General features: G+C 57.3%; 15 protein-coding genes, 4 tRNA genes and 2 rRNA genes (1 of these 21 running past the window's edge). All 21 read right to left on the bottom strand.

Annotation, left to right across the window (positions count from 1 at the left end):
- Nucleotides 1-73: 73 nt before the first annotated feature.
- Nucleotides 74-1267, bottom strand: coding sequence for an elongation factor Tu (gene tuf, locus ACM62G_RS15345; RefSeq protein ID WP_026144793.1), 1194 nt, complete (start codon nt 1265-1267; stop codon nt 74-76).
- Nucleotides 1268-1297: 30 nt separating this feature from the next.
- The gene (fusA, locus tag ACM62G_RS15340; protein ID WP_054062548.1) at nt 1298-3424 is read right to left on the bottom strand and encodes an elongation factor G; all 2127 of its coding nucleotides are present in this window, start codon (nt 3422-3424) and stop codon (nt 1298-1300) included.
- A 30-nt stretch (nt 3425-3454) separates the two neighbouring features.
- Nucleotides 3455-3928, bottom strand: coding sequence for a 30S ribosomal protein S7 (gene rpsG / locus ACM62G_RS15335; protein WP_007970418.1), 474 nt, complete (start codon nt 3926-3928; stop codon nt 3455-3457).
- 110 nt (nt 3929-4038) lie between these two features.
- On the bottom strand, nt 4039-4410 hold the full coding sequence (gene rpsL, locus ACM62G_RS15330) for a 30S ribosomal protein S12 (RefSeq protein WP_003186084.1): 372 nt from the start codon (nt 4408-4410) through the stop codon (nt 4039-4041).
- A 217-nt stretch (nt 4411-4627) separates the two neighbouring features.
- A complete protein-coding gene (rpoC, locus tag ACM62G_RS15325) occupies nt 4628-8827 on the bottom strand; it encodes a DNA-directed RNA polymerase subunit beta' (protein WP_054059486.1) in 4200 nt (1399 codons plus the stop codon).
- Nucleotides 8828-8891: 64 nt separating this feature from the next.
- A complete protein-coding gene (gene rpoB, locus ACM62G_RS15320; protein ID WP_026144791.1) occupies nt 8892-12965 on the bottom strand; it encodes a DNA-directed RNA polymerase subunit beta in 4074 nt (1357 codons plus the stop codon).
- A 220-nt stretch (nt 12966-13185) separates the two neighbouring features.
- Nucleotides 13186-13554 (bottom strand): 50S ribosomal protein L7/L12, encoded by a 369-nt coding sequence (rplL, locus tag ACM62G_RS15315; RefSeq protein ID WP_017901526.1) that lies wholly within the window; start codon nt 13552-13554, stop codon nt 13186-13188.
- A gap of 79 nt (nt 13555-13633) precedes the next feature.
- Nucleotides 13634-14134, bottom strand: coding sequence for a 50S ribosomal protein L10 (gene rplJ / locus ACM62G_RS15310; protein WP_017901525.1), 501 nt, complete (start codon nt 14132-14134; stop codon nt 13634-13636).
- 198 nt (nt 14135-14332) lie between these two features.
- The gene (gene rplA / locus ACM62G_RS15305; RefSeq protein WP_017901524.1) at nt 14333-15028 is read right to left on the bottom strand and encodes a 50S ribosomal protein L1; all 696 of its coding nucleotides are present in this window, start codon (nt 15026-15028) and stop codon (nt 14333-14335) included.
- Complete coding sequence (gene rplK, locus ACM62G_RS15300) at nt 15028-15459, bottom strand: 50S ribosomal protein L11 (protein ID WP_017901523.1); 432 nt, start codon at nt 15457-15459, stop codon at nt 15028-15030. Before rplK ends, rplA begins: the two co-directional genes overlap by 1 nt.
- A 115-nt stretch (nt 15460-15574) precedes the next feature.
- Nucleotides 15575-16108 (bottom strand): transcription termination/antitermination protein NusG, encoded by a 534-nt coding sequence (gene nusG, locus ACM62G_RS15295; protein WP_010443972.1) that lies wholly within the window; start codon nt 16106-16108, stop codon nt 15575-15577.
- A 9-nt stretch (nt 16109-16117) separates the two neighbouring features.
- Entirely contained in the window at nt 16118-16486 is a 369-nt protein-coding gene (gene secE / locus ACM62G_RS15290; protein WP_054059487.1) for a preprotein translocase subunit SecE, read from the bottom strand.
- 44 nt (nt 16487-16530) lie between these two features.
- A tRNA-Trp gene (locus ACM62G_RS15285) sits at nt 16531-16606 on the bottom strand.
- Between the two features lie 104 nt (nt 16607-16710).
- Nucleotides 16711-16786, bottom strand: a tRNA-Thr gene (locus ACM62G_RS15280).
- A 27-nt stretch (nt 16787-16813) separates the two neighbouring features.
- Nucleotides 16814-16887, bottom strand: a tRNA-Gly gene (locus tag ACM62G_RS15275).
- Nucleotides 16888-16913: 26 nt separating this feature from the next.
- A tRNA-Tyr gene (locus ACM62G_RS15270) sits at nt 16914-16998 on the bottom strand.
- 142 nt (nt 16999-17140) lie between these two features.
- A complete protein-coding gene (locus ACM62G_RS15265) occupies nt 17141-17587 on the bottom strand; it encodes an SPOR domain-containing protein (RefSeq protein ID WP_054059488.1) in 447 nt (148 codons plus the stop codon).
- A gap of 7 nt (nt 17588-17594) precedes the next feature.
- The gene (locus ACM62G_RS15260) at nt 17595-18344 is read right to left on the bottom strand and encodes a pantothenate kinase (RefSeq protein WP_419737437.1); all 750 of its coding nucleotides are present in this window, start codon (nt 18342-18344) and stop codon (nt 17595-17597) included.
- A complete protein-coding gene (birA, locus tag ACM62G_RS15255; RefSeq protein ID WP_419737436.1) occupies nt 18334-19293 on the bottom strand; it encodes a bifunctional biotin--[acetyl-CoA-carboxylase] ligase/biotin operon repressor BirA in 960 nt (319 codons plus the stop codon). Before birA ends, ACM62G_RS15260 begins: the two co-directional genes overlap by 11 nt.
- A gap of 189 nt (nt 19294-19482) precedes the next feature.
- Nucleotides 19483-19598 (bottom strand): 5S ribosomal RNA (gene rrf / locus ACM62G_RS15250).
- Nucleotides 19599-19747: 149 nt separating this feature from the next.
- Nucleotides 19748-21671 (bottom strand): 23S ribosomal RNA (locus tag ACM62G_RS15245); it runs 967 nt beyond the window's last position.

Below are 21671 nucleotides of genomic sequence, written 5' to 3'. Positions count from 1 at the left end.
TGTCAACCCAATAAAAAAGCCCCCGCTGAGCGGGGGCTTTTTCAAAGCATCGAAGCTATCTCAAAAGAGAAGCTTACTCGATGATTTTGGCTACAACGCCAGCACCAACGGTACGGCCGCCTTCGCGGATTGCGAAACGCAGACCGTCTTCCATTGCGATGGTTTTGATCAGAGTGACAGTCATCTGGATGTTGTCACCTGGCATTACCATTTCAACGCCTTCTGGCAGTTCGCAGTTACCGGTCACGTCAGTAGTACGGAAGTAGAACTGTGGACGGTAGCCTTTGAAGAACGGAGTGTGACGACCGCCTTCTTCCTTGCTCAGAACGTAAACTTCTGCGGTGAACTTGGTGTGCGGCTTGACCGAACCTGGCTTGACCAGAACCTGGCCACGCTCAACGTCGTCACGCTTGGTACCACGCAGCAGAACGCCGCAGTTCTCGCCAGCACGACCTTCGTCGAGCAGTTTGCGGAACATTTCAACACCGGTGCAGGTGGTGGTGGTGGTGTCACGCAGACCAACGATTTCCAGTGGGTCCTGGACCTTGACGATACCACGCTCGATACGACCGGTAACTACGGTACCGCGACCGGAGATCGAGAACACGTCTTCGATTGGCATCAGGAATGGCTGGTCGATAGCACGAACTGGCTCAGGGATGTAGGCATCCAGAGTTTCTACCAGCTTCTTGACAGCGGTAGTACCCATTTCGTTGTCGTCTTTGCCTTCCAGCGCCATACGAGCCGAACCGATGATGATCGGAGTGTCATCACCTGGGAAGTCGTAGGTGCTCAGCAGGTCGCGAACTTCCATCTCGACCAGTTCCAGCAGCTCAGCGTCGTCAACCAGGTCAGCCTTGTTCAGGAAGACCACGATGTACGGAACGCCTACCTGACGGGACAGCAGGATGTGCTCACGAGTTTGCGGCATCGGACCATCGGCAGCCGAGCAAACCAGGATCGCGCCGTCCATTTGGGCAGCACCGGTGATCATGTTCTTCACGTAGTCAGCGTGACCTGGGCAGTCAACGTGAGCGTAGTGACGAATGTTCGAGTTGTACTCAACGTGCGCGGTGTTGATGGTGATACCGCGAGCTTTCTCTTCTGGAGCGCTGTCGATCTTGTCGAATTCAACGACTGCGGAACCGAAAACTTCGGAGCAAACGCGAGTCAGAGCAGCGGTCAGAGTGGTTTTACCGTGGTCAACGTGACCGATGGTGCCAACGTTGACGTGAGGTAGGGAACGATCAAATTTTTCTTTAGCCACGACAATTAACTCCTTGCCTAAAGGGCTGGATTAGCCTTGTTTTTTAACGAGAGCTTCGACGATGTTCGACGGAGCTTCGGCGTACTTGGAAAACTCCATGGAGTAGCTCGCGCGACCCTGGGACATGGAGCGAACATCGGTCGCATAACCGAACATTTCACCCAGCGGCACTTCAGCGCGGATGACCTTGCCGGAGACCGAGTCTTCCATACCCTGGATCAGACCACGACGACGGTTCAGGTCACCCATCACGTCACCCATGTAGTCCTCAGGGGTTACTACTTCAACCTTCATGATCGGCTCAAGCACGACGCCCTTGCCCTTCTCACGCAGCTGCTTGGTCGCCATGGAGGCAGCCACCTTGAACGCCATCTCGTTAGAGTCGACGTCATGGTAGGAACCATCGAACACGGTAGCCTTCAGGCCGATCAGCGGATAGCCGGCAACAACGCCGTTCTTCATCTGCTCTTCGATACCCTTCTGGATAGCCGGGATGTATTCCTTAGGAACCACACCACCGACGACCTCGTTGGCAAACACCAGACCTTCAGTGATATTGCCTTTTTCATCCACTTCAGCCGGAGCGAAGCGAATCCAGCAATGGCCGAACTGGCCACGGCCACCGGACTGACGAACGAACTTGCCTTCGATCTCGCAGCCAACGGTGATCTTCTCGCGGTACGAAACCTGCGGCTTGCCGATGTTGGCCTCGACGTTGAACTCGCGCTTCATGCGGTCAACGAGGATGTCCAGGTGCAGCTCACCCATACCGGAGATAATGGTCTGGCCGGTTTCTTCGTCGGTCTTGACGCGGAACGACGGGTCTTCCTGGGCCAGCTTGCCCAGTGCGATACCCATCTTCTCCTGGTCAGCCTTGGTTTTCGGCTCTACAGCAACCGAAATTACCGGCTCAGGGAAGTCCATACGCTCGAGGATGATCGGCTTGTCGATATCGCACAGGGTGTCACCGGTGGTGACGTCCTTCATACCGATCAGAGCAGCGATGTCGCCCGCACGTACTTCCTTGATTTCGTCACGCTGGTTGGCGTGCATCTGCACCATACGACCAACGCGTTCTTTCTTGCCTTTTACCGAGTTGATGACGGAGTCACCGGAGCTCAGGAAGCCGGAGTAGACGCGAACGAAGGTCAGAGTACCCACGAATGGGTCGGTAGCGATCTTGAACGCCAGAGCCGAGAACGGCTCGTTGTCGTCCGCATGACGCTCGTCGACGATTTCGTTGTCGTCAGTGCTGTCCGGATGAACGCCCTTGATCGCAGGGATCTCGGTCGGAGCCGGCAGGTAGTCGATAACGGCGTCGAGAACCAGCGGAACGCCCTTGTTCTTGAACGAGGAACCGCAGACCGCAGGAACGATCTCGCTCGCCAGGGTACGGGCGCGCAGACCAGCCTTGATCTCTTCGACGGTCAAGTCACCTTCTTCAAGGTACTTGTTCATCAGCTCTTCGTTGGCCTCGGCAGCTGCCTCGACCATGTTGTTGCGCCACTCGTTGGCCAGCTCGACCATATCGGCAGGAATCTCTTCCTCGCGATAGGTGGTGCCCTTGTCATCGTCGTTCCAGTAGATGGCTTTCATCTTGATCAGGTCGACCTGACCCTGGAAGTTCTCTTCAGAACCGATCGCCAGCTGAACAGGAACCGGGGTGTGACCCAGGCGGTTCTTGATCTGGCCGACAACGCGCAGGAAGTTGGCACCGGCACGGTCCATCTTGTTCACGTAGACAACACGTGGAACACCGTACTTGTTGGCCTGACGCCATACGGTTTCGGACTGAGGCTCAACACCGGAAGTACCGCAGAACACAACGACAGCGCCGTCGAGTACGCGCAGCGAACGCTCTACTTCGATGGTGAAGTCTACGTGGCCGGGGGTGTCGATCACGTTCACACGATAGTTATCGTACTGACCGCGCGAGCCTTTCCAGAAAGTGGTTACGGCAGCGGAGGTAATGGTAATACCCCGCTCCTGCTCCTGCACCATCCAGTCGGTGGTCGCAGCGCCGTCATGAACCTCACCCATCTTGTGGCTGAGGCCTGTGTAGAACAGGATCCGCTCGGTAGTGGTGGTCTTGCCCGCGTCAACGTGGGCACAGATACCAATGTTACGGTAGCGGTTGATTGCAGTAGTACGAGCCATAAAGCCCTCGCAAAATTAGTGACGCTAAAATTAGAAGCGGTAGTGCGAGAAAGCCTTGTTGGCTTCAGCCATACGGTGCACGTCTTCACGCTTCTTAACTGCAGCACCTTTACCTTCGGCAGCATCCAGCAGTTCGCCAGCCAAACGCAGAGCCATGGACTTCTCGCCGCGCTTGCGGGCGAAGTCTACCAACCAACGCATTGCCAGAGCATTACGGCGCGAAGGACGAACTTCTACCGGAACCTGGTAAGTAGCACCACCAACGCGGCGCGACTTCACTTCGACCAGCGGAGCGATGGCGTCGAGTGCTTTTTCGAAGAGTTCCAGGGGATCGGTACCGGCCTTGCGTGCCTTCACGGTATCCAGAGCACCGTAAACGATACGCTCGGCAACGGCCTTCTTGCCGCTTTCCATTACGTGGTTCATGAACTTGGCGAGAATCTGCGATCCGTACTTAGGATCGTCGAGAATCTCACGTTTGGCTGCTACGCGACGTCTTGGCATGATAAGCCCTCAAACGGTCTTCAGGTTAGCTCGGGACAACACACCCAAAGGTGCTCATGCCCGACCTTACTCTTATCGACTCAATAAAATTAGAAACTGCAAACGACCAATTACTTCGGACGCTTGGTACCGTACTTCGAACGACCCTGGTTACGGCCTTTAACGCCGGAGGTATCCAGAGAGCCGCGAACGGTGTGGTAACGAACACCTGGCAAGTCTTTTACACGACCGCCACGGATCAGAACCACGCTGTGCTCTTGCAGGTTGTGGCCTTCACCACCGATGTACGAGGAAACCTCGAAACCGTTGGTCAGACGCACACGGCATACTTTACGCAGTGCCGAGTTAGGTTTTTTCGGCGTAGTGGTGTACACACGGGTGCACACGCCACGACGTTGCGGGCAGTTCTGCAGCGCAGGAACGTCGGATTTCTCGACGATACGCTTACGCGGCTGACGTACCAGCTGGTTGATAGTTGCCATCTACTAGCTCCACTGTTGTCTTGCGACGCTATTGTCGACAAGAAAGCAAAATGACAGGAACGGATCCCCGCCAAATTTAGGGGTACAAGAGTCTAAAGAGGATCTTGTCCCCAGTCAAGACGAGGCCCCGGCCTCCCCTCCCCGCTCATCGTGACGAAAAACGTCACGCCAGGCGGGAAGAGGCTACCAGGGCCTCACTCTGTTACTACCGCAGAACTCAGTTACCGCTCGAGTTCAGCGCTTCGGTCAGTGCAGCTTCCACTTCACTGGCGCTTACGCGCAGCGGTTTGTCCAGATCACGGCGACGCTTGCGCTCGCTGTGGTAGGCCAGACCGGTACCGGCCGGGATCAGACGACCCACGACCACGTTTTCCTTCAGGCCGCGCAGGTAGTCGCGCTTGCCGGTAACGGCCGCTTCGGTCAGTACGCGGGTAGTCTCCTGGAAGGAGGCCGCGGAGATGAACGACTCGGTCGACAACGACGCCTTGGTGATACCCAGCAACACACGGGTGAACTTGGAAATGAACTTGTCTTCCGTGGCCAGGCGCTCGTTTTCCACGAGTACCTGGGTCAGTTCCATCTGGTCGCCCTTGATGAAGCTGGAGTCGCCCGATTCGGTGATCTCAACCTTGCGCAGCATCTGACGCAGAATCGTCTCGATGTGTTTGTCGTTGATCTTCACGCCTTGCAGGCGGTAAACGTCCTGGATCTCGTTGACGATGTACTTGGCCAGCGCGCTCACACCCAGCAGACGCAGGATGTCGTGCGGATCGCTCGGACCGTCGGAGATAACTTCGCCGCGGTTGACCTGTTCACCTTCGAAGACGTTCAGGTGACGCCACTTCGGAATCAGCTCTTCGTACGGATCGCTACCGTCGTTCGGAGTGATGACCAGACGACGCTTGCCCTTGGTCTCTTTACCGAACGCGATGGTGCCGCTGACTTCAGCCAGGATCGACGCCTCTTTCGGACGACGGGCTTCGAACAGGTCGGCAACACGCGGCAGACCACCGGTGATGTCACGGGTCTTCGAAGTTTCCTGCGGAATACGAGCGATAACGTCACCGATCGCGATCCGCGCACCGTCCGCCACACCGACCAGGGCGTTGGCTGGCAGGAAGTACTGAGCGATAACGTCAGTGCCTGGCAGCAACAGGTCCTTGCCGTTGTCGTCGACCATCTTCACCGCAGGACGCATGTCCTTACCGGCTGCAGGACGATCCTTGACGTCGAGTACTTCAATGTTGGTCATACCGGTCAATTCGTCGGTCTGACGCTTGATCGTGATGCCTTCTTCCATGCCCACGTAGGTCACGGTACCTTTCATTTCGGTAACGATCGGGTGAGTGTGCGGGTCCCACTTGGCCACGATGGCACCAGCGTCGACCTTGTCGCCTTCCTTCACCGAAATCACCGCACCGTACGGCAGCTTGTAGCGCTCGCGCTCACGACCGAAGTCGTCGGCAATCGCCAGCTCACCGGAACGGGATACCGCCACCAGGTGACCGTCGACACGCTCCACGTGCTTCAGGTTGTGCAGACGAACGGTACCGCCGTTCTTCACCTGGACGCTGTCGGCAGCCGAGGTCCGGCTCGCCGCACCACCGATGTGGAACGTACGCATGGTCAGCTGGGTACCCGGCTCACCGATGGACTGGGCAGCGATAACGCCGACCGCTTCACCGATGTTCACCAGGTGCCCACGAGCCAGGTCGCGACCGTAGCACTTGGCGCAGATGCCGTAGCGGGTTTCGCAGCTGATCGGCGACCGCACAACCACTTCGTCGATGCTGTTCAGCTCGATGAACTCGACCCACTTCTCGTCAACCAGGGTGCCAGCTGGGACGATGACGTCCTCGGTGCCCGGCTTGAATACGTCACGGGCGATCACTCGACCCAGAACGCGTTCACCCAACGGCTCGACCACGTCACCGCCTTCAATGTGCGGCGTCATGACCAGGCCCTGCTCGGTGCCACAGTCAACCTCGGTCACGACCAGGTCCTGTGCCACGTCAACCAGACGACGAGTCAGGTAACCGGAGTTCGCGGTTTTCAACGCGGTATCCGCCAGACCCTTACGAGCACCGTGAGTCGAGATGAAGTACTGGAGTACGCTCAGACCTTCACGGAAGTTCGCCGTGATCGGCGTTTCGATGATGGAACCGTCCGGCTTGGCCATCAGGCCACGCATACCGGCCAGCTGACGGATCTGTGCTGCGGAACCCCGCGCACCCGAGTCAGCCATCATGTACATCGAGTTGAAGGATTCCTGGTCAACGGTTTCACCGTGACGGTCGACAACCTTTTCTTTCGAGAGGTTGGCCATCATCGCCTTGGAAACTTCGTCGTTCGCCTTGGACCACAAGTCGATGACCTTGTTGTACTTCTCGCCCTGGGTTACCAGGCCGGAGGCGTACTGGCTCTCGATCTCCTTCACTTCGTCGGTGGCAGCACCGATGATGCGGGCTTTCTCATCCGGGATAACGAAGTCGTTAACACCGATGGAAACACCAGAGATGGTCGAGTAGGCAAAACCGGTGTACATCAGCTGGTCAGCGAAGATCACCGTCTCTTTCAGACCCACCACGCGATAGCACTGGTTGATCAGCTTGGAGATCGCCTTTTTCTTCATCGGCAGGTTGACGACGTCGAACGACAGGCCTTTCGGAACCACCTGGAACAGCAGCGCACGGCCGACAGTGGTGTCGACGATACGGGTGTTCTGGACGCTGTTGCCGTCACGGTCGTTCACGGTTTCGGTGATACGGACCTTGATCTTGGCGTGCAGCGCGGCTTCGCCGGCGCGGAATACGCGGTCGACTTCCTGCAGGTCGGCGAACACGCGACCTTCGCCCTTGGCGTTGATCGCTTCACGGGTCATGTAGTACAGACCCAGTACCACGTCCTGCGACGGAACGATGATCGGCTCACCGTTGGCTGGCGACAGAATGTTGTTGGTCGACATCATCAGCGCGCGCGCTTCCAGCTGGGCTTCCAGCGTCAGCGGCACGTGCACGGCCATCTGGTCACCGTCGAAGTCGGCGTTGTACGCAGCACAGACCAGAGGGTGCAGCTGGATAGCCTTACCTTCGATCAGTACCGGTTCAAAGGCCTGGATACCCAGACGGTGAAGGGTCGGTGCACGGTTGAGCAGTACGGGGTGTTCGCGAATCACTTCGGCGAGAACGTCCCAGACCTCTGGCAGTTCGCGCTCGACCATCTTCTTGGCAGCCTTGATGGTGGTCGCCAGACCACGCATTTCCAGCTTGCCGAAAATGAACGGCTTGAACAGTTCGAGGGCCATCTTCTTCGGCAGACCGCACTGATGCAGACGCAGGGTCGGACCTACGGTAATTACCGAACGGCCGGAGTAGTCAACGCGCTTGCCGAGCAGGTTCTGACGGAAACGACCCTGTTTACCCTTGATCATGTCGGCCAGGGATTTCAGAGGACGCTTGTTCGAACCGGTGATGGCGCGACCGCGACGACCGTTGTCCAGCAGGGCGTCAACGGCTTCCTGCAGCATGCGCTTTTCGTTGCGCACGATGATGTCAGGCGCGGACAGATCCAGCAGGCGCTTGAGACGGTTGTTACGGTTGATCACCCGACGATACAGATCGTTGAGGTCGGAAGTCGCGAAGCGACCGCCATCCAGTGGCACCAGTGGACGCAGGTCTGGCGGCAGAACCGGCAGAACGGTCAACACCATCCACTCTGGCAGGTTGCCGGAGCCCTGGAAGGCCTCCATCAACTTCAGACGCTTGGACAGCTTCTTGATCTTGGTTTCCGAGTTGGTTTGCGGAATCTCTTCGCGCAGACGGCCAATCTCGTGCTCCAGGTCGATCGCGTGCAGCAGCTCGCGGACAGCCTCGGCACCCATGCGGGCGTCGAAGTCGTCACCGAACTCTTCGAGGGCTTCGAAGTACTGCTCGTCGTTCAGCAGTTGGCCTTTTTCCAGGGTGGTCATGCCCGGGTCGATAACGACATAGCTCTCGAAGTAGAGAACGCGCTCGATATCACGCAGGGTCATATCCATCAGCAGGCCGATACGGGACGGCAGGGACTTCAGGAACCAGATGTGGGCAACCGGCGAAGCCAGTTCGATGTGCGCCATGCGCTCACGACGAACCTTGGCCAGGGCGACTTCCACGCCGCACTTCTCGCAGATCACGCCACGATGTTTCAAGCGCTTGTACTTACCGCACAGGCACTCGTAATCCTTGACCGGGCCAAAGATCTTGGCGCAGAACAGGCCGTCACGCTCAGGTTTGAACGTACGGTAGTTGATGGTTTCCGGCTTTTTAACTTCACCGAACGACCACGAACGGATCATCTCAGGCGAGGCCAATCCGATACGGATGGCGTCGAACTCTTCGACTTGACCCTGGTTTTTCAGCAAATTCAGTAGGTCTTTCAAGGCCTTTCCTCCTGGCGGAGCAGAGAGCGGGCTGATACAGCCCCGCTCTCGATCGCGTCACGTGTTATTCGGTTTCCAGATCGATATCGATGCCGAGGGAACGAATTTCCTTGATCAACACGTTGAAGGACTCGGGCATGCCCGGCTCCATACGGTGATCGCCGTCCACGATGTTCTTGTACATCTTGGTCCGACCGTTCACATCGTCCGACTTCACTGTGAGCATTTCCTGCAGAGTGTAGGCAGCACCGTATGCTTCCAGTGCCCAGACCTCCATCTCCCCGAAACGCTGACCACCGAACTGCGCCTTACCACCCAGCGGCTGCTGGGTAACCAGGCTGTACGAACCGGTAGAACGAGCGTGCATCTTGTCGTCTACCAAGTGGTTCAGTTTGAGCATGTACATGTAGCCAACGGTGACCGGACGCTCGAACTTGTTGCCGGTACGGCCGTCGAACAGCTGCATCTGGCCGCTCTCTGGCAGGTCAGCCAGTTTCAGCATGGCCTTGATTTCAACTTCCTTGGCACCGTCGAACACTGGGGTGGCCATAGGTACGCCGCCCTTGAGGTTCTTCGCCAGGTCCAGGATTTCCTGGTCGGAGAAGCTGTCCAGCTCTTCGTTGCGACCGCCGATCTCGTTGTAGATCTCGTGCAGGAACTTGCGCAGGTCAGCGACCTTGCGCTGCTCCTCGAGCATGCGGTTGATCTTCTCGCCCAGGCCCTTGGCCGCGAGGCCCAGGTGGGTTTCGAGGATCTGACCGACGTTCATACGCGAAGGTACGCCCAGCGGGTTGAGAACCACGTCGACCGGAGTACCGTTGGCGTCGTGCGGCATGTCTTCGACCGGCATGATCACGGAGACCACACCCTTGTTACCGTGACGACCGGCCATCTTGTCGCCCGGCTGGATGCGACGACGGATTGCCAGGTAGACCTTGACGATCTTCAGTACACCCGGAGCCAGGTCATCGCCCTGCTGCAGCTTGCGCTTCTTGTCTTCGAACTTGTCGTCCAGCAGACGGCGGCGATCGACGATGTAGGCCTGAGCCTTTTCGAGCTGCTCGTTCAGAGCGTCTTCGGTCATGCGCAGCTTGAACCACTGGCCGTGCTCGAGACCGTCGAGAACCTCGTTGGTGATCTCCTGGCCTTTCTTCAGGCCAGCGCCGCCTTCGACGGTGTGACCGACCAGAGCGGAACGCAGACGTTCGAAGGTCGCGCCTTCAACGATACGGAACTCCTCGTTGAGGTCTTTGCGGATCTCGTCGAGCTGGCTCTTCTCGATGGACAGGGCACGGCTGTCACGCTCGACGCCATCACGGGTGAAGACCTGTACGTCGATGACGGTACCCTTGGTGCCGGTCGGCACGCGCAGGGAGGTGTCCTTAACGTCGCTGGCCTTCTCACCGAAGATCGCGCGCAGCAGTTTTTCTTCCGGAGTCAGCTGGGTCTCGCCTTTCGGAGTGACCTTGCCCACCAGGATGTCGCCCGGGCCGACTTCGGCGCCGACGTAGACGATACCGGCTTCGTCCAGCTTGTTCAGCGCAGCCTCACCCACGTTCGGGATGTCCGCGGTGATTTCTTCTGGGCCGAGCTTGGTGTCACGGGCCACACAGGTCAGTTCCTGGATGTGGATCGTGGTGAAGCGGTCTTCCTGAACAACGCGTTCCGACAGGCAGATGGAGTCTTCGAAGTTGAAGCCGTTCCACGCCATGAAGGCGATGCGCATGTTCTGGCCCAGGGCCAGTTCACCCATGTCGGTGGACGGACCGTCGGCCATGATGTCGCTGCGCTGAACGCGATCACCCTTGCTCACCAGCGGACGCTGGTTGATGCAGGTGTTCTGGTTCGAGCGGGTGTATTTGGTCAGGTTGTAGATGTCGACACCGGCTTCGCCTGGTTCAACTTCGTCATCGGCAACACGAACCACGATACGGCTGGCATCGACGGAGTCGATCACGCCGCCACGACGAGCCACGACGCACACGCCGGAGTCACGGGCCACGTTGCGCTCCATGCCGGTACCGACCAGCGGCTTGTCGGCACGCAGGGTAGGTACGGCCTGACGCTGCATGTTCGAACCCATCAACGCACGGTTGGCGTCGTCGTGCTCGAGGAACGGAATCAGCGACGCAGCGACCGAAACGACCTGCTTCGGCGAAACGTCCATCAGGGTGACGTCTTCCGGCGCCTTGACGGTGAATTCGTTCAGGTGACGAACGGCTACCAGCTCATCGACCAGCACTTTCTGCTCGTTCATGGTCGCCGAAGCCTGCGCGATCACGTGATCGGCTTCCTCGATGGCGGACAGGAACACGATGTCGTCGGTGACCACACCCTCTTTCACCACGCGGTACGGGCTCTCCAGGAAGCCGTACTGGTTGGTGCGGGCATAGGCCGCCAGGGAGTTGATCAGACCGATGTTCGGACCTTCAGGGGTTTCGATCGGGCATACGCGACCGTAGTGGGTCGGGTGTACGTCACGAACTTCGAAGCCCGCGCGCTCACGGGTCAGACCACCTGGGCCGAGTGCGGAAACACGGCGCTTGTGGGTGATCTCGGAGAGCGGGTTGTTCTGGTCCATGAACTGCGACAGCTGGCTGGAACCGAAGAACTCCTTCACCGCCGCAGCCACTGGCTTGGCGTTGATCAGGTCCTGCGGCATCAGGCCTTCGCTTTCGGCCATCGACAGGCGTTCCTTGACCGCGCGCTCTACACGCACCAGGCCAACGCGGAACTGGTTCTCGGCCATCTCGCCGACGCAGCGGACGCGACGGTTACCCAGGTGGTCGATGTCGTCGACGATGCCCTTGCCGTTACGGATGTCGACCAGGGTCTTGAGAACCTCGACGATATCTTCCTTGCACAGCACGCCCGAACCTTCGATCTCGGTACGACCGATACGACGGTTGAACTTCATGCGGCCGACGGCGGACAGGTCGTAACGCTCGGCGCTGAAGAACAGGTTGTTGAACAGGGTCTCGGCGGCATCCTTGGTTGGCGGCTCGCCAGGACGCATCATGCGATAGATCTCGACCAGCGCTTCCAGTTGGTTGCTGGTGGAGTCGATCTTCAGGGTATCGGAGATGAACGGGCCGCAGTCGATATCGTTGGTGTACAACGTTTCGATGCGAACGACCTGGGCCTTGGCCATCTTGGCCAGCAGCTCGGTGCTCAGCTCGGTGTTGCATTCAGCCAGGATTTCACCGGTGGCCGGGTGCACGATAGCCTTGGCGGTAGTACGGCCGATGACGTAGTCCAGCGGTACTTCCAGCTCTTTGACACCGGCTTTTTCCAGCTGGTTGATGTGACGAGCGGTGATACGACGGCCCTGCTCGACAATAACCTTGCCGTTGCCATCCTGGATGTCGAGGACAGCGATCTCACCACGCAGGCGCTGAGGCACCAGTTCCAGGCTCAGGCTCTCGCCCTTAACGTGGAATACGTTGGTGGTGTAGAAGGCGTCGAGGACTTCTTCGGTGCTGTAGCCCAGCGCGCGCAGCAGCACGGAAGCTGGCAGCTTGCGACGACGGTCGATACGGACGAACACGCAGTCTTTCGGGTCGAACTCGAAGTCCAGCCACGAACCGCGGTAAGGAATGATACGAGCCGAGTACAGCAGTTTGCCGGAGCTGTGCGTCTTGCCGCGGTCGTGGTCGAAGAACACGCCCGGGGAACGGTGCAGCTGGGAAACGATTACGCGCTCGGTACCGTTGATAACGAAGGTACCGTTCTCAGTCATCAGGGGGATTTCACCCATGTAGACTTCTTGCTCTTTGATGTCCTTGATCGCTTTGTTCGACGATTCTTTGTCGAAAATGATCAGGCGCACTTTCACCCGCAGCGGAACCGCGTAGGTCACACCGCGCAATACGCATTCCTTGACGTCAAAGGCCGGTTCGCCCAAACGATAGCCAACGTACTCCAGAGCAGCGTTGCCGGAGTAGCTGATGATCGGGAAAACGGATTTGAAGGCCGCATGCAGACCGACGTCACGGAACTGGTCCTTGGTCGCGCCCGCCTGCAAGAATTCGCGATACGAATCCAGCTGGATAGCCAGGAGGTACGGTACGTCCATGACGTCCGGCAACTTGCTAAAGTCCTTGCGGATACGTTTTTTCTCAGTATATGAGTAAGCCATCAGCGTTCCCCAGCTTGGTCACCTGCTTGTTTGGCCTCTCCCGACGGGAGCAGCCAGAAAATCTTGCAGACCCCTTGGTCTGCGCCACCGCCTCGGGTGGGTGAAGCACGTTAGAGGCGCCGGCCGAGCCGGCCGCCAATAACGGAAAAAGGCCGGTGGCAAAAGCCACCAGCCATCAGCCTTTCGCTTAACGCTTGGGCCGGAGACGCAAGGTCTGAGCTTACTTGAGCTCGACTTTGGCGCCTGCTTCTTCCAGCTTCTTCTTGGCGTCTTCAGCAGCTTCTTTCGAAACGCCTTCAGCAACGACCTGAGGAGCGCCGTCAACTTTCTCTTTGGCTTCTTTCAGGCCCAGACCGGTCAGTTCACGAACAGCCTTGATGACGTTGACTTTCTTGTCGCCAGCTTCAACCAGGACAACGTTGAACTCGGTTTGCTCTTCAGCAGCAGCGGCAGCAACAGCTGGGCCAGCGGCAACAGCGGCAGCAGCGGTAACGCCGAAGGTTTCTTCCATCGCTTTGATCAGCTCAACGATTTCCACTACGGATTTCTGGCCGATCGCTTCGATGATTTGTTCGTTAGTCAGAGACATGACTCAATTCCTGAATTGGGGGACAGCCTGCAAGGCCATCGAAATAAACAAAAATACGCGAGAGATGAAACGCTCAGCCTCAGGCTGCAGCAGCTTCCTTCTGGTCGCGAATTGCCGCCAGAGTACGAGCCAGCTTGCTGGTAGCGCCTTGGATCACGCTCATCAGCTGTGCGATTGCTTCGTCGCGGGTCGGCAGAGTTGCCAGTACGTCGATCTGATTGGCTGCGAGGAACTTGCCCTCGAACGCAGCTGCCTTGATCTCGAACTTGTCCTGACCCTTGGCGAACTCTTTGAAGATACGGGCAGCAGCGCCCGGATGTTCGTTGGAGAACGCGATCAGGGTCGGGCCGGTGAACACGTCGTTGAGGACACTGTATTGAGTGTCGGCAACGGCGCGCTTGAGCAGGGTGTTACGTACGACACGTACGTATACGCCAGCTTCACGAGCCTCTTTACGGAGTCCGGTCATTGCGCCTACTGTTACGCCACGGGCATCAGCCACGACAGCGGACAGAGCGACTTTGGCAGCCTCGTTGACTTCAGCGACGATGGCCTTCTTGTCTTCGAGATTAATTGCCACGGGTTTAACTCCTGCTTGTTACCGTTTCACCAGGCCAGAGCCTGATGTCGTTTTGGTGTCTGATTCGGTAAGGAACCGGGAGCACCATCTGCGTAGGCTTGAGGTTTAAGGCTTGCGCCGCCTACGGTCTTGGATAGCCCCCGCCAGGCAGGGACCCCAATTTTTCAATGGGTGCAATCGCTTGCACCCACGCGTGTCTTACGCGTCCAGCGAGCTCTGGTCGATGACCAGACCTGGGCCCATGGTGGTGCTCAGGGTAACGCGCTTGACGTAGATACCTTTCGCGGAAGCCGGCTTGATACGCTTCAGGTCAGCGATCAGGGCTTCAACGTTTTCCTTCAGCTTGACGGCGTCGAAGCCGATCTTGCCAACGGAAGTGTGAATGATACCGTTCTTGTCGGTGCGGTAGCGAACCTGACCGGCCTTGGCGTTCTTGACGGCGGAAGCGACGTCAGGAGTTACGGTACCGACTTTCGGGTTAGGCATCAGGCCACGTGGACCCAGAACCTGACCCAGTTGACCTACAACGCGCATTGCATCCGGGGAAGCAATGACTACGTCGTAGTTCAGGTCGCCGCCTTTCATTTCGGCAGCCAGGTCGTCCATACCAACGCGGTCGGCGCCGGCAGCCAGAGCAGCTTCAGCAGCTGGGCCCTGGGTGAACACGGCAACGCGAACGGTTTTGCCAGTGCCGTGTGGTAGCACGGTAGCGCTACGTACGACCTGGTCGGATTTACGTGGGTCAACGCCCAGGTTTACAGCAACGTCAAAGGACTCGCTGAACTTGACAGTCGACAGCTCGGTCAGCAGAGCAGCGGCGTCTACAAAGCTGTAGGCCTTGCCTGCTTCGATTTTGCCGGCAATAGCCTTTTGGCGCTTGGTCAGCTTAGCCATTACACACCCTCCACGTTAAGGCCCATGCTACGAGCAGAACCGGCGATGGTACGCACGGCTGCATCCAGGTCAGCTGCAGTCAGATCAGCGTTTTTGGTTTTCGCGATCTCTTCCAGCTGAGCACGGGTAACGGTTCCAACCTTAACGGTGTTCGGACGAGCGGAACCGCTGGTCAGGCCGGCGGCCTTTTTCAGCAGAACCGAAGCCGGGGTGGACTTGGTTTCGAAAGTGAAGCTGCGGTCACTGTAGACAGTGATGATCACTGGAGTCGGCAGACCCGCTTCCTGACCCTGGGTACGGGCGTTGAAAGCCTTGCAGAATTCCATGATGTTCACACCGTGTTGACCCAGTGCTGGACCAACGGGTGGGCTTGGGTTGGCCTGGCCGGCCTTAACTTGCAGCTTGATGTAAGCCTGAATCTTCTTAGCCATGAGCTACTCCAAAATCGGGTACGAACGCCAGTTGGCTCCCCGGATGACTTGCGTTTTATCCCAGTGACGACAAAACCCCACAGCCTAAGACTGTGGGGTTGGGATGCTTGCCCAGCTAGACCTTCTCGACCTGGCTGAACTCCAGCTCCACCGGAGTAGAGCGACCGAAAATGAGCACTGCGACCTGGATCCGGCTCTTTTCGTAGTTGACCTCTTCGACCGTACCGTTGAAATCTGCGAACGGACCGTCGGTAACACGTACCACTTCGCCCGGCTCGAACAGAGTCTTCGGTTTCGGCTTGTCGCTGCCGTCAGCGACACGACGCAGAATGGCCTCGGCCTCTTTGTCGGTGATCGGCGCAGGCTTGTCGGCAGTACCGCCGATGAAACCCATTACCCGAGGAGTATCCTTGACCAAGTGCCAAGTACCCTCGTTCATGTCCATCTGTACCAGGACGTAGCCAGGGAAGAACTTGCGCTCGCTCTTGCGCTTCTGGCCATTACGCATTTCCACTACTTCTTCAGTAGGGACCAGAATTTCGCCGAAGCCATCTTCCATGCCTGCCAGCTTTACTCGCTCGATCAACGAGCGCATGACATGCTTCTCGTAACCGGAGTAAGCATGCACAACGTACCAACGCTTAGCCACGGGACACCCTTAGCCAACAATCAAGGAAACAATCCAGCCGAGCAGGGAGTCGAGACCCCACAGCAACAGCGCCATAACCAGAACAACAGCCACTACAATCAGAGTGGTCTGAGTGGTTTCCTGGCGAGTCGGCCATACGACTTTACGGATCTCGGTGCGGGCTTCCTTGACCAGTACGAAGAACGACTTGCCCTTGGCGGTCTGCAGGCCCACATAGGCAGCAACAGCAGCAATGACAAGCAGAGCGAGTACACGGTACAGGACCGGCGAACCAGCATAGTACTGATTGCCGACAACCCCAACCACCACCAGAGCGACTACGACGAGCCACTTGAGAAGATCTAAGCGAGAGCCTTGGGCTTCAGTGTTGGAGGTCATCTACAGGATCCTGTGAAAAGAAAGCCAGACACATCGAGTGAATCTGGCAGGTCAGGAGGGAATCGAACCCCCAACCTACGGTTTTGGAGACCGTCGCTCTGCCAATTGAGCTACTGACCTAAAACTTGAATCAGGCCGACCATTATGCCGACCAGACAGAGACATTGCAACAACTACAACCACTTAAAACAAAGGCGGATATTTGCATATCCGCCTTGTCTGTATGGAGCTCTTGAGCGGATTTGAACCGCTGACCTCACCCTTACCAAGGGTGTGCTCTACCAACTGAGCTACAAGAGCGAAACACTTTGCACAACCAGCAAAACTTGGAGCGGGTAGCGGGAATCGAACCCGCATCATCAGCTTGGAAGGCTGAGGTTCTACCACTAAACTATACCCGCGGAGCCTGCTGCTTCCGCTGAAATTATGGTGGAGGGAGAAGGATTCGAACCTTCGAAGTCTGAGACGTCAGATTTACAGTCTGATCCCTTTGGCCGCTCGGGAACCCCTCCAATGTGAGGCGCATTCTACATCATGCTGAACCTCTGTCAAGCAATTTCTCATTTAAAATTATGAGGTTAGTTGCATTGACGCTGCTTCGTGGCTAATTCCTCAAGAGGTCTTCGCTGCGGAGCGGGCGCCATTCTATGCAAACTATTCGACACCTGCAATACCCTCGCACAACATTATTTTATGTTTTAACTCATTGAATTCCTTAGCAAGATTCTGCAGCTGCGCATCATCCAGCAAACGCCGGCTCTCGGGCGCGACACGGACCCAGTATCCAGAGGAATCGGGAACATTCACGCGCTGCACCCGTGCCTTGATATCCATGCCTTGCAGACGCTGCAGAATCGACTGGGCGACCTCCTGGCGCTGCACGCCACCCAGGTACAGACATTCGGACTCGTTTTCCTGATCCCTTGCCGCTGTTTTACGAGCGCCCGCGTTATCCGACTCGCTCAGCAGCTGGATATCCTGGTGAGCACTGCGGTAGAGCGACAGAGGGGCTACCTCTTTCGCCTTCAGGGGAGCCTCCTGCTGGTGCCAGACGTAATAGACACCATTGAGCACCAACAACAGCAGAAACAACCAACGCATAGAGACCTCAACTCAACGGGCAGGCTATCGCCAGGCCGACAAATACCAGGTCCGGAACCCAACGGGCGCCAGGCACCATCTCGCGAATCAGGGCCGCGTCACCGCCCGTGAGGAACACCTTGAATTCCTCCCCCCAATACTCCCGAGCCTGCTGCAACTGAGTCAGGATAAATCCGCGCAACATCAGCAGACAGCCACGCTCGACCGCCTCGACGGTCTCCCGCCCGGGAACCAGACTGGTCAGCGCACGTTCGGCCGCCACATCGTCGTAGCGAATCCGTCGAGTATGAGTACGCAGCTGGTTGCGCATCAACTGCATTCCGGGACAAATGAAGCCTCCGAGATGCGAACCATCCGCGGCAATGAAATCGGCCGTGACCGCAGTACCGAGATCCAGCACCAGGCACGGCCCGCCGGCCAGCCGGAAGGCACCCAGCATCGCCAGCCAGCGATCGAGACCCAGCCGCTCGTGCTCTCTGTAACCATTGCGCACCCCCGCCATCTCTTCGGCAGGTCGTGCACACGCCACTTCGACATCGAAGGCATCGGCAAGCGCCGCAACCAGGCGCCAGGTCTCCTCTTCGGTACGCACGCTGACCAGGCGACACCAGGCCAGGGTCAACCCGGGCTCTTCGCGCAGGCGCTGCAGCAACGCCAGGTCGGAGTCGACAACACCGCCGGCCACTACGTCCCGGCAACTCGTCCGGATAATGCGCCACTTGATGAAGCTGTTACCGCAATCGAGCTCAAGAATCATCACGCAACCTCAGGCTGAGCTCGCCACCACTGAAGACCTTCTCGACCCCGTCAACCCTCAGGCGTAGCGCACCCTGCTGGTCAATCCCCAGCACGATGCCATTGATGCTGTTGACGCCGGCGACCAGGGAGACCTCCCGCCCCTGCCAGAGGTGATTGCGCTCCCACTCCGCCTGTATGGCGGCAAAACCCGCCTCACGATGCAGCTCCAGGTATTCCTGGAGCTTTTTACTCAGGGAAGACACCAGTTGATTGCGATCCAACGTGCGCCCCATCTCAGCACGCACGGACGTCCATGGCTGATCGATCGACTCGGCGACCTGCATATTGACGTTGATACCGATACCCAGCACCACGTGGCAGACATCCGCCGGATCACCGACCAACTCCAACAGGATACCGGCAATCTTCTTGCGCCCAACCAGGACGTCGTTTGGCCACTTCAGCCCTACTTCCGCAAGCCCGTGCTCACGCAGGGCGTGCAGGACTGCCAGCCCCACCACAAGACTCAGGCCTTCCAGCTGGCGCATGCCGCCATCGATCCGGAGCAGCAGGCTGTAATAGATGTTCTCCGCGAATGGACTGACCCATTGGCGCCCGCGGCGACCACGACCGGAGGTCTGCCGCTCGGCGACAACGATGAACGGCGCAGGAACACCCTGCTCGACCAGCCGTAGCGCCTCGGCATTGGTCGAATCAATGGAATCGTAGAGGCGTACAGGCCAGAGGGAAGAAGATCCGGCGGCGACGATCACCTGCTCATCAAGCAGGATCAGGGGAGAAGCCAACTGGTAGCCGCGGCCACGAACCTTGTGGATCGACAGCCCGAGCTCGGCCTCCAGTTGCTGAAGCTGCTTCCAGACGGCGCTGCGACTGACGCCCAACGCGGCCCCAAGTGCCTCCCCGGAATGAAACCGGCCGTCTTTCAGGAGTTTTAACAAGGTCAGCATGCAGATCTCGCCTCACAATGAGGCACGCATGATAGCCATGAGCTGGTTCATTGCATAGAAAACATGGGCATCAGGACAGATACGACAACAAGAGAAAGAGGAAAATAGGGACAGGCTGGCGAAGCGATTCAGGGCGCAGAAAAGACAAAACCCCTACCTGCCTGCGCAGATAGGGGTTTCGGAATTTAATCTTGACGATGACCTACTCTCACATGGGGAAACCCCACACTACCATCGGCGATGCATCGTTTCACTTCTGAGTTCGGGATGGGATCAGGTGGTTCCAATGCTCTATGGTCGTCAAGAAATTCGGTAGCCAGCTCGTTGCCTGGGCAACGCTCCAGCGAATCGGGTACGTGACAGTCTTTGGTGCTTTGTGCGTGGCAAACTTTCGGTTCACTTCGTCTTCATACACCGCAATCTGCTCATTCGACGCAAATTGCTTGGGTGTTATATGGTCAAGCCTCACGGGCAATTAGTATGGGTTAGCTCAACGCCTCACAGCGCTTACACACCCCACCTATCAACGTCGTAGTCTTCGACGGCCCTTCAGGGAACTCAAGGTTCCAGTGAGATCTCATCTTGAGGCAAGTTTCCCGCTTAGATGCTTTCAGCGGTTATCTTTTCCGAACATAGCTACCCGGCAATGCCACTGGCGTGACAACCGGAACACCAGAGGTTCGTCCACTCCGGTCCTCTCGTACTAGGAGCAGCCCCTCTCAAATCTCAAACGTCCACGGCAGATAGGGACCGAACTGTCTCACGACGTTCTAAACCCAGCTCGCGTACCACTTTAAATGGCGAACAGCCATACCCTTGGGACCGGCTTCAGCCCCAGGATGTGATGAGCCGACATCGAGGTGCCAAACACCGCCGTCGATATGAACTCTTGGGCGGTATCAGCCTGTTATCCCCGGAGTACCTTTTATCCGTTGAGCGATGGCCCTTCCATACAGAACCACCGGATCACTAAGACCTACTTTCGTACCTGCTCGACGTGTCTGTCTCGCAGTCAAGCGCGCTTTTGCCTTTATACTCTGCGACCGATTTCCGACCGGTCTGAGCGCACCTTCGTACTCCTCCGTTACTCTTTAGGAGGAGACCGCCCCAGTCAAACTACCCACCATACACTGTCCTCGATCCGGATAACGGACCTGAGTTAGAACCTCAAAGTTGCCAGGGTGGTATTTCAAGAATGGCTCCACGCAAACTGGCGTTCACGCTTCAAAGCCTCCCACCTATCCTACACAAGCAAATTCAAAGTCCAGTGCAAAGCTATAGTAAAGGTTCACGGGGTCTTTCCGTCTAGCCGCGGATACACTGCATCTTCACAGCGATTTCAATTTCACTGAGTCTCGGGTGGAGACAGCGCCGCCATCGTTACGCCATTCGTGCAGGTCGGAACTTACCCGACAAGGAATTTCGCTACCTTAGGACCGTTATAGTTACGGCCGCCGTTTACCGGGGCTTCGATCAAGAGCTTCGCTTTCGCTAACCCCATCAATTAACCTTCCGGCACCGGGCAGGCGTCACACCCTATACGTCCACTTTCGTGTTTGCAGAGTGCTGTGTTTTTAATAAACAGTCGCAGCGGCCTGGTATCTTCGACCGGCATGGGCTTACGGAGCAAGTCCTTCACCCTCACCGGCGCACCTTCTCCCGAAGTTACGGTGCCATTTTGCCTAGTTCCTTCACCCGAGTTCTCTCAAGCGCCTTGGTATTCTCTACCTAACCACCTGTGTCGGTTTGGGGTACGGTTCCTGGTTATCTGAAGCTTAGAAGCTTTTCTTGGAAGCATGGCATCAACCACTTCGCGTCCTAAAGGACACTCGTCATCAGCTCTCGGCCTTAAGATCCCGGATTTACCTAAGATCTCAGCCTACCACCTTAAACTTGGACAACCAACGCCAAGCTGGCCTAGCCTTCTCCGTCCCTCCATCGCAATAACCAGAAGTACAGGAATATTAACCTGTTTTCCATCGACTACGCTTTTCAGCCTCGCCTTAGGGACCGACTAACCCTGCGTCGATTAACGTTGCGCAGGAAACCTTGGTCTTTCGGCGTGGGTGTTTTTCACACCCATTGTCGTTACTCATGTCAGCATTCGCACTTCTGATACCTCCAGCAAGCTTCTCAACTCACCTTCACAGGCTTACAGAACGCTCCTCTACCGCGTCACTTGCGTGACACCCGTAGCTTCGGTGCATGGTTTGAGCCCCGTTACATCTTCCGCGCAGGCCGACTCGACTAGTGAGCTATTACGCTTTCTTTAAAGGATGGCTGCTTCTAAGCCAACCTCCTAGCTGTCTAAGCCTTCCCACATCGTTTCCCACTTAACCATGACTTTGGGACCTTAGCTGACGGTCTGGGTTGTTTCC

The organism is Pseudomonas sp. COR18 (assembly GCF_048568395.1).
GTDB lineage: Bacteria > Pseudomonadota > Gammaproteobacteria > Pseudomonadales > Pseudomonadaceae > Aquipseudomonas > Aquipseudomonas fuscovaginae_B.
This window is presented reverse-complemented; position numbering and strand designations above follow the sequence as displayed.